General features: G+C 70.1%; 10 protein-coding genes and 3 pseudogenes. 7 read left to right on the forward strand and 6 right to left on the reverse strand.

Features of this window, described 5'->3' with window-relative positions:
- Window positions 1–309: 309 nt before the first annotated feature.
- The 3 genes and pseudogenes from ACZ68L_RS21260 to ACZ68L_RS21270 all read right to left on the reverse strand — a co-directional run.
- Entirely contained in the window at window positions 310–1,056 is a 747-nt protein-coding gene (locus ACZ68L_RS21260) for a GNAT family N-acetyltransferase (protein ID WP_469579166.1), read from the reverse strand.
- 271 nt (window positions 1,057–1,327) lie between these two features.
- A complete protein-coding gene (locus tag ACZ68L_RS21265; RefSeq protein WP_469579168.1) occupies window positions 1,328–1,747 on the reverse strand; it encodes a RacP protein in 420 nt (139 codons plus the stop codon).
- Between the two features lie 2 nt (window positions 1,748–1,749).
- A pseudogene (locus tag ACZ68L_RS21270) lies at window positions 1,750–2,677 on the reverse strand (DUF6192 family protein); the annotation flags it as partial.
- A 103-nt stretch (window positions 2,678–2,780) separates the two neighbouring features.
- Here ACZ68L_RS21270 and ACZ68L_RS21275 point away from each other — a divergent pair.
- The 4 genes from ACZ68L_RS21275 (at window position 2,781) to ACZ68L_RS21290 (ending at window position 6,616) form a co-directional block, all read left to right on the forward strand.
- A complete protein-coding gene (locus ACZ68L_RS21275; RefSeq protein ID WP_469579170.1) occupies window positions 2,781–3,515 on the forward strand; it encodes a FadR/GntR family transcriptional regulator in 735 nt (244 codons plus the stop codon).
- A gap of 157 nt (window positions 3,516–3,672) precedes the next feature.
- The gene (locus ACZ68L_RS21280) at window positions 3,673–4,440 is read left to right on the forward strand and encodes a (Fe-S)-binding protein (RefSeq protein ID WP_469579172.1); all 768 of its coding nucleotides are present in this window, start codon (window positions 3,673–3,675) and stop codon (window positions 4,438–4,440) included.
- Window positions 4,437–5,987 (forward strand): LutB/LldF family L-lactate oxidation iron-sulfur protein, encoded by a 1,551-nt coding sequence (locus ACZ68L_RS21285; protein WP_469579174.1) that lies wholly within the window; start codon window positions 4,437–4,439, stop codon window positions 5,985–5,987. The genes ACZ68L_RS21280 and ACZ68L_RS21285 overlap by 4 nt, the downstream gene beginning before the upstream one ends.
- Entirely contained in the window at window positions 5,984–6,616 is a 633-nt protein-coding gene (locus ACZ68L_RS21290; RefSeq protein ID WP_469579176.1) for a LutC/YkgG family protein, read from the forward strand. Before ACZ68L_RS21285 ends, ACZ68L_RS21290 begins: the two co-directional genes overlap by 4 nt.
- A 43-nt stretch (window positions 6,617–6,659) precedes the next feature.
- Here the strand turns inward: ACZ68L_RS21290 and ACZ68L_RS21295 are convergent, their stop codons facing one another.
- The 3 genes and pseudogenes from ACZ68L_RS21295 to ACZ68L_RS21305 all read right to left on the reverse strand — a co-directional run.
- Window positions 6,660–8,561, reverse strand: coding sequence for a DUF2264 domain-containing protein (locus ACZ68L_RS21295; RefSeq protein ID WP_469579178.1), 1,902 nt, complete (start codon window positions 8,559–8,561; stop codon window positions 6,660–6,662).
- A pseudogene (locus ACZ68L_RS21300) lies at window positions 8,558–8,776 on the reverse strand (hydroxyacid dehydrogenase); the annotation flags it as partial. The gene ACZ68L_RS21295 and the pseudogene ACZ68L_RS21300, both read right to left, overlap by 4 nt.
- Before the next feature lie 189 nt (window positions 8,777–8,965).
- Window positions 8,966–9,919: pseudogene (locus tag ACZ68L_RS21305) on the reverse strand (substrate-binding domain-containing protein); the annotation flags it as partial.
- Between the two features lie 330 nt (window positions 9,920–10,249).
- On the opposite strand from ACZ68L_RS21305, the gene ACZ68L_RS21310 reads away from it, so the two are divergent.
- Genes ACZ68L_RS21310 through ACZ68L_RS21320 form a run of 3 tightly spaced genes read left to right on the forward strand, consistent with a single transcriptional unit; the run spans window position 10,250 to window position 14,076 of the window.
- Window positions 10,250–12,190, forward strand: a complete 1,941-nt coding sequence (locus ACZ68L_RS21310) for a RiPP maturation radical SAM C-methyltransferase (protein WP_469579180.1) — start codon at window positions 10,250–10,252, stop codon at window positions 12,188–12,190.
- The gene (locus ACZ68L_RS21315; protein WP_469579182.1) at window positions 12,187–12,792 is read left to right on the forward strand and encodes a DUF5825 family protein; all 606 of its coding nucleotides are present in this window, start codon (window positions 12,187–12,189) and stop codon (window positions 12,790–12,792) included. Before ACZ68L_RS21310 ends, ACZ68L_RS21315 begins: the two co-directional genes overlap by 4 nt.
- A gap of 3 nt (window positions 12,793–12,795) precedes the next feature.
- Entirely contained in the window at window positions 12,796–14,076 is a 1,281-nt protein-coding gene (locus ACZ68L_RS21320; protein WP_469579183.1) for an MFS transporter, read from the forward strand.
- Window positions 14,077–14,081 lie beyond the last annotated feature (5 nt).

Raw genomic sequence — 14,081 nt, forward strand, 5'->3', positions numbered from 1 at the left:
ATTGGTCCCAGCAGACGACCTCGCCGGCGTTGTCCTACGAAGCGATCAAGTCGCGTATCCCAATTAGCGGTCGAGTCGTCGCGGGGCTCCGGGCGGCCAAGTTCTTTGAGCCATCAAGCGGCGACAAGCTCACAGCCATACCCGGAACCCCTGGGCTTCCCCGATCCTACGAATGATCAGATCCGACCCGCTTGAAAGGTAGGACAAGCTCAGTGCCTGTTTCTGAACCTGATGTTTGTGCAGGGCGGATCCCACAACAACCGTTGGTGACGTGACCGCCCTGGACGCGGGTCGGGGGCAGGCTTCAGGTCAAGGGACGAGGACAGTGAGAGAAGTACTGGAGAGCTGGAATCCGAGCTTCTCGTAAAGGTGACGGGCGGGGTTGGCGTCACTCACCACCAGCCCGATCTCTGTGAGGCCGCTGGCTGCGGCGTCTGCCAGCATCCGGCGAAGGAGCACAGCGCCAAGGCCGACAAAGCAGGGGTCCGGTTGGCGGAAGACCGTTGCGATCCATGGGAGGCCATCACGGTTCGTGACGATGACTCCGGCGATCACGCGGTCTGTCTCATCAACCGCCAGTGTGCTGCAGGGCATGACTGCGCCCAGCACTTGGCCGGCCAGCAGCGGGGTCAGCTGTGCGTCAAGGGCTTGCTCATCGCTTCCGTGGTAGTGATCCGGGTGTTCGGGAGAGAAAGCAGCGCGCCACGCTGGAAACAGGTGGTGCGCCTGACGGGCGCAAGGAGCGAAGTGGAGCCCGTCAGGAAGGCTGACGTTCGACCACTCAGGTGGGGGAGTGTTTGAGATCAGGTCGCGGTGCATGCTGTGGGCGTGTCGCATGATGCTTGCACCGTGCCGGATCAGCTGGTCGCCAAGTTCTACGGATCCTGAGACCGCCCATCCGGACATTTCGGTGAGGATGGATGGCACGGGATCGGGACCCACTACCTCTGCCAGGTCGGCCCAGGGATAGCCGTCGCGAGTGCCTTGGATGTAGGTCAGCACTGGCAGCCCATCGGTGCTGGTGAGGGTCTGGCGTTGTTCATCGTGAAGCGTCACTTATGAGTGCCTATCGATAGTGAAATCGTTTTCAGTCGGCTCATGCTCCGGTGTCCAACGAGGTTGTGCAAGGGAATAAGACTGCTCTACTCAGCAGCTGACGGCGACTTCTTCGCCCATGGAGGGGTTGGGCTGGACCGGGTGAGACGCCTGGTCATGAGCGTGATCGTAGGACGGGGACGCATGGCAACCGGGTTCCTCCAGACATGGGTACGGGGTCCGGACGGCGAAGCCGTCCGGACCCCACGGGATGAATGATGAATGGGGCAGGTCAGGCTGTGGCAATCAGGTCGAGGGTGGATTCGATGGAGTTGAGCTGGGCGACGATGTGGCGGACCCACTTGTCGCCTGGGTGGGCGGCCGCGTGCGGGGCGACGGTGCCGGTGATGAACCGACGGAACTGGGTGAGCTTCTCGCTGACGACCTGCCGTTCGTATGCCTCCAGCACAGCCCGTTCGGCGCCGAGCTGGTAGCCCTCGGCGCGGGTCCAGATCAGCGGGGGCCAGCCCTTGGAGGCGGCTTCGTCCTTCAACGCGGCGAGGCCGGAACGGACCTGGTGCGGGGAGAGTCCGCTGGCGCGGACGAGCTGGTGGGAGACCAGCCCGGCCGGACGGGCTTCGAACAGCACGAAGCGGAGGATGTCGGCGTGCCGTCTGGCGGCGTCGCCCCGGCGCCGGGATGCGCGGGGCATGGTTACTGGCCCCGCAGCATGCGGGCGAGTTCGTCGTCCATGTCGACCTTGCCGGTGTCGACGGCGTTCTCGATCCAGTCGAGCGTCGCTCTCACCTTGGCGACGTTCTGGTGCACGATCGCGGCTTCGTCCTCACTCAGGGTGCGGTCGCGCAGGCCCGGGACGGTCCGGCCGGCCGGCCGCGGCGACGAAGGAGTGGCAGGCGGTGACCAGGTCGAGGAACTCGACCGTCCGGTCGATCTTCTTCACCGCCGGCGTGACGGGGCTGGTGTCCTCGAAGTGCTCGCGTGCCTGCCTCGACCGCTCGTTCTGGGCATGGTTGACCTGGAAACGGGCGGTGTCGTCGCCCATCGCCTTGAACGCGACCTCCGGCCGCCGAAGCAGGCTCGTCGCCGCGGTGGTGGCCACCTGCTCATCGCGGGTGAACTCCTCCACTACCCGGGCCTTGTCCACCGGAGTGACCTTCGCCGTCACCTCCGGCCGCTTGAGGGAATCGCTGGTCACCGCCGCCGCGACTCGGTTGTCCTGCGCGAGCGAATGGATCGCGGTGACCTTCTCCTGGGGCGTCACCGGCGTCTCGACCCTGTTGCCGACCCGGCGCCGGGCGTCGTCGGCGGTCCGGTGGCTCTTGCCCTCGGGCAGGACCAGGATGGCGGCGAAACGCTCCTGGTCGTCCTCGATGTGGGCCAGGATCCGGTGAACGGTGTGCGAGACGTTCCTCTGACGGTGAGCGGCCGGCCAGCGCGAGGCGGTCCACCTCGCCGACTTCACCGTGCTGAAGCTCAGGCCGATGTCTTCAGCCAGCCGCGTCAGTGACGCGGTCACCGACCACTCAGGATCCGCCAGGCCCTGGCCCTGGCTCCTCATCGGTTCGATCTCCAGGGCGCGGTCCCCGATCGTGAACTGCCCGCGGGTCTGCTGTTCGACCACATCCGTTCTTTGGTCCGACCATACGTGATGTGTGACATAGTTGAAGATCGGCGGCAGACAAGACGACAACCGGACGATTCCGGCCGAGGCAGGGGGTGACGGGATGCCCGTCGAGTGGCAACCCGTACGGCAGTCCCGTACGCATGAACTCGTGCTCCGGAGCATCGAGGAGCGGGTGTTCGCCGGGGAGCTCAGGGCCGGCGACCGGCTGCCGCCCGAGCGGGAGCTCGCGCCGGTGCTCGGGGTGAGCAGGTCCGCGCTGCGTGAGGCGCTGCGCGTGCTGGAGACCATCGGCGTGCTGGTCGCCCAGCCCGGCCGGGGGCCGGATGCCGGGGCACGGATCGTGCGGAACCCGGACGATGCCCTCGGGCGGCTGTTGCGTCTGCACTTCGCTCTGGGAAGCTACAGCCTCCAGGACGTCCTGGAGGCGCGTGTGGTGCTGGAGAGGTCCAGCTTCGAGGCGGCCGCACGGCACGCCTCGCCGGAAGACCTCGACGAGGCGGAGACCCTGGTCGTGCGGATGGGCGAGCCGGATGTCGAGGTGCCCGAGTTCAACGACCTGGACACCCGCTTCCATGTGCATGTCGCCCGCAGTTCCGGCAACGCGCTGACCTCCACGCTCACCTCCGCCGTGCGCGAGTCGGTGCGCCCGCTGATCCTGCGCGCCCTGGAACAGGCCGAGGACTGGCCGGCCACGGCCGCCGAGCTCAACGCGGAACACGCCGAACTTCTGCGGCTGGTGCGCGCGGGCAAGGGCGCGAGCGCCGCCGACCTGGTCGAACGGCACATCCGCAGCCTCCACGGCACGTTGGTCGACGAGACCGCTGAGCGTCTTTGAGGGCGAGGGCGCGTGCCGTCGAATGGCCGCTCGTCATCGTGGTTGTCATGTATATGCCTGATGGATGTGCGCCACCTCGTGCATCGCATCCTTCATGTTTCGGACCGAGGGTAGTATGGTCGGACCATACAAATGAGAAAAGAAATCGGAGAGACCCATGCGCATCGGACTCTTCGCCACCTGTCTGGGAGACACGCTCTTCCCCGAGGCGGTGAAATCGACCGCGGTTCTGCTCGCCCGACTCGGCCATGACGTGGTGTTCCCGCCGGGGCAGACCTGCTGCGGCCAGATGCACGTCAACACCGGATACCAGCGCGAACCCGTTCCCCTGGTACGGAATTTCGCCGAGCAGTTCGGTGACGCGTCGATTGACGCCGTCGTCATGCCGTCCGGATCGTGCGCGGGCTCGGTCCGGCATCAGCACGAGATCGTCGCCGAGCGTTACGGGGACGCCGCGTTGCGCTCGGGCGTCGCCACGGTCAAGGCCAAGACGTACGAGTTGTCGGAGCTGCTCGTCGACGTCCTGGACGTCACCGACGTCGGCGCCTACTTCCCGCACCGGGTGACGTACCACCCCACCTGCCACTCCCTGCGCATGCTCCGGGTCGGCGACAAGCCGCTGAGGCTGCTCCGCGCCGTCGACTCCATCGACCTCGTCGAGCTCCCCGAAGCCGACTCCTGCTGCGGATTCGGCGGCACCTTCGCCGTCAAGAACGCCGAGACGTCGACGGCCATGCTCCAGGACAAGATGCGTAACATCGCCACCACCGGGGCCGATGTCTGCACCGCGGGGGACTCGTCCTGCCTGATGCACATCGGCGGCGGGCTCTCCCGCATCGCCTCGGGCACCCGCACCCTGCACCTCGCGCAGATCCTCTCCGCCACCCGCACCTCGCCGTACGTCCCGACGGAGGCCGTCCGATGAGCAGCACCTTCCTCGGCATGCCCGCGACCCCGCCTCGTTCCCCGTACGGAACGGGCAATCTGCGCGGCGACCGGACGTTCCCCGCCGCCGCCCACGACGAACTGCGCAATGAACAACTGCGCCGCAACCTCGGCCGGGCCACCCGCACGATCCGCGCCAAACGCCTGAACGTCACCGGCGAACTGCCCGACTGGGAAGAGCTGCGCGACGCCGGCTCGGCCATCAAGACCGACACCATGAACCGGCTCCCCGAACTCCTGGAACAACTGGAGCGCAAGGTCACCGAGCGTGGCGGCACTGTCCACTGGGCGCGGGACGGAGTCGAGGCCAACGAGATCGTCACCCGGCTGGTCAAGGCGACGGGCAGCCGCGACGTCATCAAGGTCAAGTCGATGGCCACCCAGGAGATCGGCCTCAACGAGCACCTCGAATCGGTCGGCATCACCCCGTACGAGACGGACCTCGCCGAACTGATCGTCCAACTCGCGCACGACAAGCCGTCGCACATCCTGGTCCCCGCCATCCACCGCAACCGCGACGAGATCCGGCAGATCTTCCTCAAGGGGATCCCGGGCGTCGACCCGGGTCTCGACAACGTACCCGCGCATCTCGCCGCCGCGGCCCGCGCCTATCTGCGCGAGAAGTTCATGACGACCAAGGTGGCCGTCTCCGGTGCCAACTTCGGAATCGCCGAGACCGGCACCCTCTCCGTCGTGGAGTCCGAGGGCAACGGCCGCATGTGTCTGACCCTGCCCGACACGCTGATCACCGTCATGGGCATCGAGAAGGTGCTGCCGCGCTACCAGGACCTCGAAGTGTTCCTGCAGTTGCTGCCGCGCTCCTCCACCGGGGAGCGCATGAACCCGTACACCTCCATGTGGACCGGGGTGACACCCGGCGACGGACCGCAGGACTTCCATCTGGTCCTGCTCGACAACGGACGCACCGCGGCGCTCGCCGACCGGATCGGGCGCGAGGCGCTCAACTGCATCCGCTGCTCGGCCTGTCTCAACGTCTGCCCGGTGTACGAACGGGCCGGCGGCCATGCGTACGGATCCACCTACCCCGGACCGATCGGCGCCGTCCTCACCCCGCAGCTCGCCGGCATGGACGCGGCCAAGGACGACCCGAACAGCTCGCTGCCGTACGCCTCAAGCCTCTGCGGCGCCTGCTTCGACGCCTGCCCGGTCAAGATCGACATCCCGTCGCTGCTGGTCGAGCTGCGCCACCAGCACACCGAGCAGGCCGGCACGACGGCGGAGAAACTGGCGATGAAGGCCGCGGCGGCGGTCATGAAGAAGCCGAAGCTGTTCACCACCGCGCAGAAGGGCGCGGGCCTCGGCCGGGTCATCGCCGGGCGGGACGGGAAGATCTCCCATCTGCCGCCGCCGTTCAACGGCTGGAGCGAAAGCCGCGACACCGCCGCCCCGCCGAAGCGGACCTTCCGCTCCTGGCTGGCCTCGGCCGAGGGCGCCGCGACGATGCGGGCCGCCGCCGACGAGTACGAGAAGAACCAGAAGAAGAACCGGAAGGAGGGGGAGAAGTGACGACCGCCCGCGAAACGGTGCTGGGCAGGATCAAGGACGCCCTGGCCATCGCCCCGACCCCGGACACCACCGTTCCCCGCGCCTACCGCACCGGCCGCACCCTCCCCGACGACGAGCGCCTGGCACTCTTCACCGACCGGCTCGTCGACTACAAGGCGCACGTACGTACCTGTACCGCCGACGGTACGGCGGACGCCGTCGCCGAGGCGCTGCGGGAGCGCGGGGTCCGACGGACCGGTGTGCCGGCCGGACTCGACCCGGCATGGCTCGCTGTCTACGACGGCGAGGTCCAGCAGGACTCCGCCGACATCCCGGCGCCCCGGCTCGACGCGCTGGACGGGGTCGTCACCGCCTCGGCCGTGAGCTGCGCAGAGACGGGCACGATCTTCCTGGACGGCTCGCCCGACCAGGGGCGGCGGGCGTTGTCCCTCGTCCCCGATCTGCATGTGTGCGTCGTCGATCTGTCGACCGTGGAGGTCGGCGTGCCGGAGGCGGTGGCCCGGCTGGTGCCGGAGCGGCCGACGACACTGATCAGCGGCCCCTCGGCCACGTCCGACATCGAGCTGGAGCGGGTGGAGGGCGTGCACGGACCGCGCACGCTCGTGGTGGTGATCCGGATCGACGTGTAGGGGCCAAGGGGTCGCGCGGCCCGTGGTCGCGCGACCCCTTCGCTCAGCCGTGCGTGACGTTCAGTGGCTCGAAACCGATCCGGGTCGTCGTCTCGTCCCCGGCCCAGCGGACCTCCACCGTGTCCCCGTTCACCCGCACCCCACTGACCACCGTGTCCAGCGGCCCGGGGCCGGGCTCCGCGGTCAGCGAGGCGAGCGCGACCAGCACCACCGTGCCCTCCGCGTCCGCGGACAGCCGGGGCACCACCGCCCAGCGCGTGTACGCCGTGCCCTGCGGGGCCCGTACCCCGTCCTGGGATTCCCAGCCGTGCAGTCCGTGCAGCGCGGAGGTCAGTGTGTCGTCGGGGCCGGTCGCCCAGCCCGTCTGCTCCACCCGGGCCCCGGCGGGCGCGCCGAGCACCCGGTGCACCCGCAGCTCGTAGCGGCCGCGGGCCACGGTGACGCTCTCCACCCGCAACCCCGGCACCATCGGCGCACCGGAGGAGAACACCGGGCGGTGCCAGGAGGCGGCCCAGCCCCAGCCGTCGCCGCCGCCGGCGCCCAGCGGGCGAATGGCGCGACGGCTGCTGCGCGTTCCGGCGACGACCACGGCCAGGTGGTTGTCCGCCGGGTTGGCCTGCGCCGTGGGGCCCGTCGCCGTGGAGTACGACTGACGGTTGTACAGCGGGTCGTCCGCCACCCCCGACTCGCCCTCGTGCGGGCGGACATGGTCGCTGCCGTGGTTGTGCAGCCGTACGATCCCGTCCGCCCGGGTGGACTGGACGAGCAGGCCGGGCGTGGGCAGCGCGAGCACTCGGTCGGGGCCCTCGCTGGGCGCGGGTTCCTCGGTCGCGGTCCACAGCGGATGGCCGTCCGGGGCGAGCAGGCAGACGAAGGCCTTGGACGCCCAGTACGGCGAGGCGGGCGCCGAGTAGTTCTGCAGCGTCGCTTCGTGCGGGCCGTGCCAGCCCAGGCTCAGCAGCCCGTCCGTACCGGTGGCGCCGCGGTCCAGGAAGTAGCGCAGCGATCCGTTGATCACCCGCCGCGAGACGCCGGGCGCGAGTGGTGTGTGCCCGGTGACCGAGCCGAGCGCGACCGACGAGGCCGCCGCGAACCGGTAGGTCAGCGACCGGCCGAAGTGGATCGGCGCACCGTCGCCGCCGAACAACAGGGAGAAGCCCTCAAGGTGTTCGCGCAGCCGGGAACCGTAGTGCGCGGACAGCTCGGAGTCGCCCGACAGATGTGCGTCGAGTACGGGGTAGAGGTGCAGCGCCCAGCCGTTGTAGTGGTCGAAGGCGCGGCCGTCGCCGTCCGCGTACCAGCCGTCGCCCCGGTACCAGCCCTCCAGCAGGTCGAGGGCGCGCTCCTTCGCACGGGCCGTCTCCGCGTCACCGCGGCCCACGGACTCCAGGAACGCGGCCACGGAGTAGGGGAACAGGTACCAGTTGTTGGGCGCGGGGGTGTGGCGCAGCGCGCCGCGCAGCCACTCCTCGGCACGGTCACGCACCCCGGACTCCAGCCGGTCCCAGAGCCATGGCCGGGTCAGCCGCAGACCGATCGCGACCGAGGCCGACTCGACCATGGGCTGACCGAAGACGGTGTGGTCACGGATCAGCGGCCAGGACTCGGCATCGTCGCGGCCGGGGGTGAGGGTTCCGGCCGCGAGTCCGTCGGCGTACCGTTCGAGCCAGCCGTGCGGGTCCTTGCCGTCCGCGCCCGCCACCCGGAAGGCGGCGGCGAGGAACGTGCGCGCGTACCCCTCCAGACCGTCGGAGCGCACCCCGGAGGCGGACGGCCGGCCCGGCAGGTCCAGCAGCGCGCCGCCCGGTGTGGCCCACTGCCAGGCCGCCTTGAGCAGTCCGTCCGCCGCGGCCTCCCAGTGCGCGCGGGTGTAACCGGTGTGCGGGCTCGACACCCGGTCTTCGGCGGGTAGTTCGAGGGGGGAAACCGGATGGGGTGCGGTCATGCGAGGAACGCCGGCCTTTCGCGTCGTACGGGATGGGCGAATCCGTCGCCCGCGGCCCGGCGGCCGGTCTCACCGACCGCCGGATCGAGCAGTCGCCGCCACTCGTTGCCCTGTGAGCCTGTGAGGTGCGGGGTGATGGTGACGTTGTCGCACACCCAGAGAGGGTGTGCGGCGGGCAGGGTGTCGGGCACCGTGACATCGAGGATGGCCCGGATCAGGTCCTGCTGGAGCGGACGTACGTGGTCAGCTCGCCGGCACCGTCCACCCGCGCCGCCTCCAGGACCTCGTTGTCGACCGGGCATGTGCGCCTCCCGCGGCTCCTGATTCGGGTCACGGGGAATCCTGATCGACTGATCGGTAATGGTCAATAGATCGCTCAAAAGAAGATCAAAACGGTCAAACGATCATTCCATTGAAGGGATCCTCTCCTGCGCGGATCCACGCACCTTGAGCGTGGGCAGCAACTCCGTCCGGCGCACGGGACCACTCGCGTCGACAGCCTTGGACAGCCGGTGGAGCAGCAGCTCCGCGGCGGCGCGTCCGATCGCCGCCTTCGGTGGCGCCACCGCGGTCAGGGGCGTGCTGCCGAGGGCCGCGACCCCATCGTCGTACGCCACCACGGAGCAGTCGCGCGACACCTCGATCCCGCTCTCCGCCAGCCGCTGCATCAGCATCAACGCATCGACGTCGCCGTGCAGCACGGCCGCCGTGACACCCCGCTCCCGCAGCAGCGCCGAGAGGTCGAGGCCGGTACGGGCCGCGGCCCCCGGGTCCGGCGGCGCGAGGGCTCCCGAGGCGGCGGAGTCGGGACCGGGGCTGGGCACCGCCCCCGGGGAACTCAGCGCCACCGGCCAGTCCTCCACCTCCGCACGGGCCGCGGCGATCTCGGCGAACGCTGCGTGCCGTCGGGCTGTCGTCACGGGCGGCGAGCACGATGCGGCGATGCCCCAGCGACACCAGGTGCTCGACGGCGAGGTACGTGCCGTATCAGTGGTCGGAACAGACGGAGTCGAGGGCGTGCAGCGCGCTGCCGGGCCGGGGCCGGCGCTCCATCAGCACGGTCGGCACCCCCACGTTCGCGAGCCGGCCGTAGTCCAGCTCCTCCGAGCGCGCGCTGCGCCAGCGCGGCGCGATCAGCAGCCCGCGCGCCCCGTCCGCCAGTGCCCGCTCCACCAGCGGTCGTTCGGCGCCGGCCGACTGGGGGGCGATGTGCAGGGCGATCCGCATGCCGGACTCCCCAGAACACTCCGGGCGCCGTGCAGGGTCTCGTACAGGTACGCATGCCGTTCCGGCACGACCAGGGCGACCGCCCCGCCGCCCCCGCCCGGTCCACGCGCGTGGATCGTCCCGTGGACCCCGCCTGTCTCGGAGGGCACTCTTGCGACCCTCGCTCAACGGCACCTAACGTCAATGAACTTGAGATCGACGGTGGAGGGGAGGGGCACATGGAGATCAAGAAGGTAGTGGTCCGCGAGGAAGAGGCGAAGAACCGCGAACGGCACACGATCGAGAAGCGTCCGACGCGCTGATCCGGCATATTCCGGAGCGAACCGCGTCCGGCACACCGGCACGGTCGGCGCACCGGCACGGACGGCGTGCGACGCGATCGCCGCTCAGGGGCCGGACAACACACACAAGGGCGGGCGTGGGGCGCGGTCCGGCGTCCGCCCCGTGGCATGGGAGGCGCAGTGCGAATTCATCTGGTGACCATGCCGTGGCAGCCGCTCGAACTCCCTTCGCTCCAAGTGGGACTGTTGCATTCACTGCTGCGCCGCACCCGGCCGGACGACGAGGTGCGAGAGTTCCACGGTTCCCTGCGCTGGGCCGAATTCCTGCTGGAACGCTCACGAGGAATGCTTCGGCCCGGCGACCATGTCGCGGTCGGGAGCGAATCGATCTTCGACGGTCTCGGTGACTGGGTCTTCTCCGGTGCCCTGTACAAGGACCCCTCGTGGGGCGTGGCCCGGCTCAACGACTACGCCTCGCGGCGCGGCATCGACATCGGTACGGCGACCGCGATGCGCGTCCATGCGGCGGAATTCATCGAGGCGAGCGCGAGCGCCGTGCTCGCGGACCTTCCCGACGTCGTGGGGTTCACCTCCACGTTCATGCAGAACGTCTCCTCGCTGGCCCTCGCCGCGGAACTCAAACGACGCCGTCCGGGACTGACCGTCGTGTTCGGTGGCAGCAATTGCGACGGCCCCATGGGGCACGCCCTGCACCGCAACCATCGCTTTGTCGACCATGTGGTGCGTGGAGAGGGAGAGCATGCCTTCCCCGCCCTTCTCGCCCATCTCGACCGGGGCACCCCACCGGCCGATGTGCCCGGACTCTGCTGGTGGGACGGGGAGGAGTCGAGGGCCAACGAGGAGTCCCGGCGCACCGTCGCACCCGGCGACATCCCCTCACCCGACTACGACCTCTGGCAGGAGACCCTCGACGCGTCCCCGCTCGCGGAGTACGTCCATCCGAAACTGGTGGTGGAGGGGGCCCGCGGCTGCTGGTGGGGCGAGAAGCACCACTGCACCTTCTGCGGCCTCAACGGATCGGCGATGGCCTTCCGGGCCAAGCCCGGCGGACACCTGTGGAACGAGGTCGACCGGCTCGTACGACGCCACCGCATCCTGGACGTCGTCACCGTCGACAACATCATCGACATGGCGTACTTCAAGGACTTCCTCCCGCTCGCCGCCGACAGCGGCTGGGACCTGCGCATCCACTACGAGGTCAAGTCCAACCTCACGCCCGAGCAGTTGGAACTGCTCGGCCGAGCAGGTTCGGTCCATATCCAGCCCGGTATCGAGAGCCTCGACAACAAGGCCCTGGAGCTCATGGACAAGGGCGTCAGCGGGGCCCGCAACATCCGTACGCTCCGCGAGTGCGAGAACCACTCGCTCACCTGCTCCTGGAACTACCTGTACGGGTTCCCGGGGGAGAGCGCCGAGGCCTACGCCTTTGTCATCGACCAGATGCCCGCGCTCGTCCATCTCCAGCCGCCCGGCGGCGCCCACCGCATCCAACTGGAGCGGTTCAGCCCCAACTTCGCCAACCCGGCCCTCGGCTTCGACCGACGACGGCCCGCCGAGATGTACCGACATGTCTACGATCTGCCCGAGGAGGAGCTGGCCGATCTGGTCTATCTCTTCGACACTCCGCCCGCCGGCATCGGCGGCGGCACCGAGGCGCGTCTGAAGGCCGCGGTCCGCGCCTGGTCCACCGGACATCCCACCTCGACCCTGGTCCTGGAACAGCCCGGCGGCCCGGACAGCGAAGACCTGCTCCTCGTCCACGACCGACGGCACGGCTGGCCGCGCCGCACCCACCGGCTGACCGGCTGGCGGGCCGCCGCGCTCCGCCATCTGGAGGCGGGCCGCACCCGGTCCGCACTGCACCGGATACTCATCGCCGACGGCAGCCCTCCGTCGGTCGAGGCGCTCGGTGAATGGCTCGCTCACGTGGTCTCCCTGGGACTCGTCTTCGACGACGGACGGTCGTACGTGGCACTGCCCACCTGGCACGTACCGGTCCGCTCCGTCGAGCGGGGCGCCGATCCGGCCGAGCCCGCCCCCGCTCCGGAGCGCCACTCGGTCGAGTCCGCCCGACGCCCGGGAGAGAAGGTCGCCGGATGAGCCCCCTGCCCGCGCCCCCGACGCGTACCGCTCCCGTCCTGCCGACCGGGCAGGTGCGGCACCGGACCGCCGGACGGCTGGTGACCGTCGACGAATTGTTTCGGCTGGGCGCGGGTGGCCGACGAGCGGCGGCCGAGATCCAGTTCCTGCGCGAGTGCCAGAGCCACGATCTCGTCGTGCGCTGGACACCGGCAGCCGATGACCCCTTGTTCACCGGCCCCACGGACGAGGTGTCGGCGACCGCCGCCCTGCTGTGCCACCTGCCCGCCCCCGCCCCGCTGCCCGGCGAACCGCCGCCCCTGGCCGACTGGCGGGAGCGCCATGCCTACGGACAGCTCTATCACCGGCGCGGACCAGACTTCGTGACGGTCATGGACCGCAGGGAACCATCGGCCGCGGCCCGCTTCACGATCGACGACCCCGACCTGCTGGCCACCTTCCGCACCGTCCTGGACCCCGTCCCCGTGGCCGGTTTGAGCGCGATCGGCCGGGAGGCGGTGGACCTGCTGGCTGCGGAGCGCCTCGCGTGGGTGACGCACGGCTGGGTGGTGGCCCTGCCGCCGCGCATCAGGCGGTGGCCCGTCCCCTGCAGCGACATCTGAGCGATGGAGACGCCGCCCGACCCTCCTTCCCCCGCCGCCCGTACGGAATCCGCCGGGGCCGGGAGCGACCATCCCGCGCCCTCCGGACGCCCGCTGCTGCGCCACCGTCCGTTCGCGCTGCTCTGCGGAGAACAGATCGCCAGTTCGGTGGGGCGGCAGGTCACCACCCTGGCGCTCGCGCTGCTCGCCGTGACCCGGCTGGACGCGGGCCCGTTCGGCGCATCCGCCCTGATGGCGCTGAGCTACCTCCCCGGCGCGCTGCTCGGCCCCTTCGCCGGTGTGCTGGTCGACCGGGCACGACTGCGCGGCCTGACCGTGCTCCTCACCGTCCTGCAGACACTGGTCGTCGGTTCCGTACCGCTGGCTGCCTCCGTGGACCGGCTCGGTCTGTTCCAGCTCTATGCGGTGGCCACCGCGTCCGGCGCGCTCACCTCCATGCTCGCGGTCGCTCTGCAGGCCGCCCTGCCCCGAGTGGTCCACCCCGGACAGTTGCTGACCGCGAACTCGGCGCTGACCGGGGCCCGCACCGCCGGGCAGATCGGCGGACCGGCACTGGGTGGAGTGCTGGTGGGACTGGCCGGCGCCTCCACCGCGCTGCTGGCCGGCTGTGCGGCGTACGGCATCGAGGCGCTGCTGCTGTTCGCGCTGCCCGCCACGCTCAACACCCCGGCCGAGCGCGCCCGTCCCGAGCCGGGGTCCCGCACGGCCGCGCTGCGTGCCGGACTCGCCGTGGTGCGCGGGGAGCGGCTGCTTCGCCGGCAGGTGCTCGCGGGTGCCGGGTTCAACCTCGGCAGCGGGGCGGTGGATGCGCTCTTCGTGCTCTATGCCACTCGTGAACTCGGACTTCCGGCCTGGCAGTTGGGAACGGTATACGCCGCGTTCAGTGTCGCGACCGTCCTGGGGGTGCTGCTGGCCGGCCGATGCGCCGCCACCATCGGGCTGGCCCCGGCCACCCGCGTCTGCGCGGTGCTGGCGGCCCTCGCCATCTTCCTGGTTCCCGCCGCCTCCCTGGGATTCGGCTTCCCCGCGCTGCTCGCGTACCAGTTCCTCTTCGGTCTTTCGGCCACGGTCTGGGCCATCTCCATGACGACCACCCAGCAACTGATCACCCCGCCCGAGCTCCAGGGCCGGGTCGCCGGGGTCCTGCAGGCCGCCCTCATCGGCACGGTGCCGATCGGCGCCCTCGGCGGTGGCGCGCTGGCTTCCTGGCTGGGCAACGTTCCGGTGCTCACCGGCGGCGCGGCGGTGGCGCTGCTGGCCGCCGCCTGGCTCTGGCTCCCGTAGACGGG

It is taken from the genome of Streptomyces sp. NPDC104309 (assembly GCF_055584025.1).

Excerpts from the sequence above, each read along its gene's own strand:
- ACZ68L_RS21265 (WP_469579168.1), bottom strand. The coding sequence starts at position 1,747 with ATGCCCCGCGCATCCCGGCGCCGGGGCGACGCCGCCAGACGGCACGCC.
- ACZ68L_RS21275 (WP_469579170.1), top strand. The coding sequence starts at position 2,781 with ATGCCCGTCGAGTGGCAACCCGTACGGCAGTCCCGTACGCATGAACTC.
- ACZ68L_RS21280 (WP_469579172.1), top strand. The coding sequence starts at position 3,673 with ATGCGCATCGGACTCTTCGCCACCTGTCTGGGAGACACGCTCTTCCCC.
- ACZ68L_RS21285 (WP_469579174.1), top strand. The coding sequence starts at position 4,437 with ATGAGCAGCACCTTCCTCGGCATGCCCGCGACCCCGCCTCGTTCCCCG.
- ACZ68L_RS21295 (WP_469579178.1), bottom strand. The coding sequence starts at position 8,561 with ATGACCGCACCCCATCCGGTTTCCCCCCTCGAACTACCCGCCGAAGAC.
- ACZ68L_RS21315 (WP_469579182.1), top strand. The coding sequence starts at position 12,187 with ATGAGCCCCCTGCCCGCGCCCCCGACGCGTACCGCTCCCGTCCTGCCG.
- ACZ68L_RS21320 (WP_469579183.1), top strand. The coding sequence starts at position 12,796 with ATGGAGACGCCGCCCGACCCTCCTTCCCCCGCCGCCCGTACGGAATCC.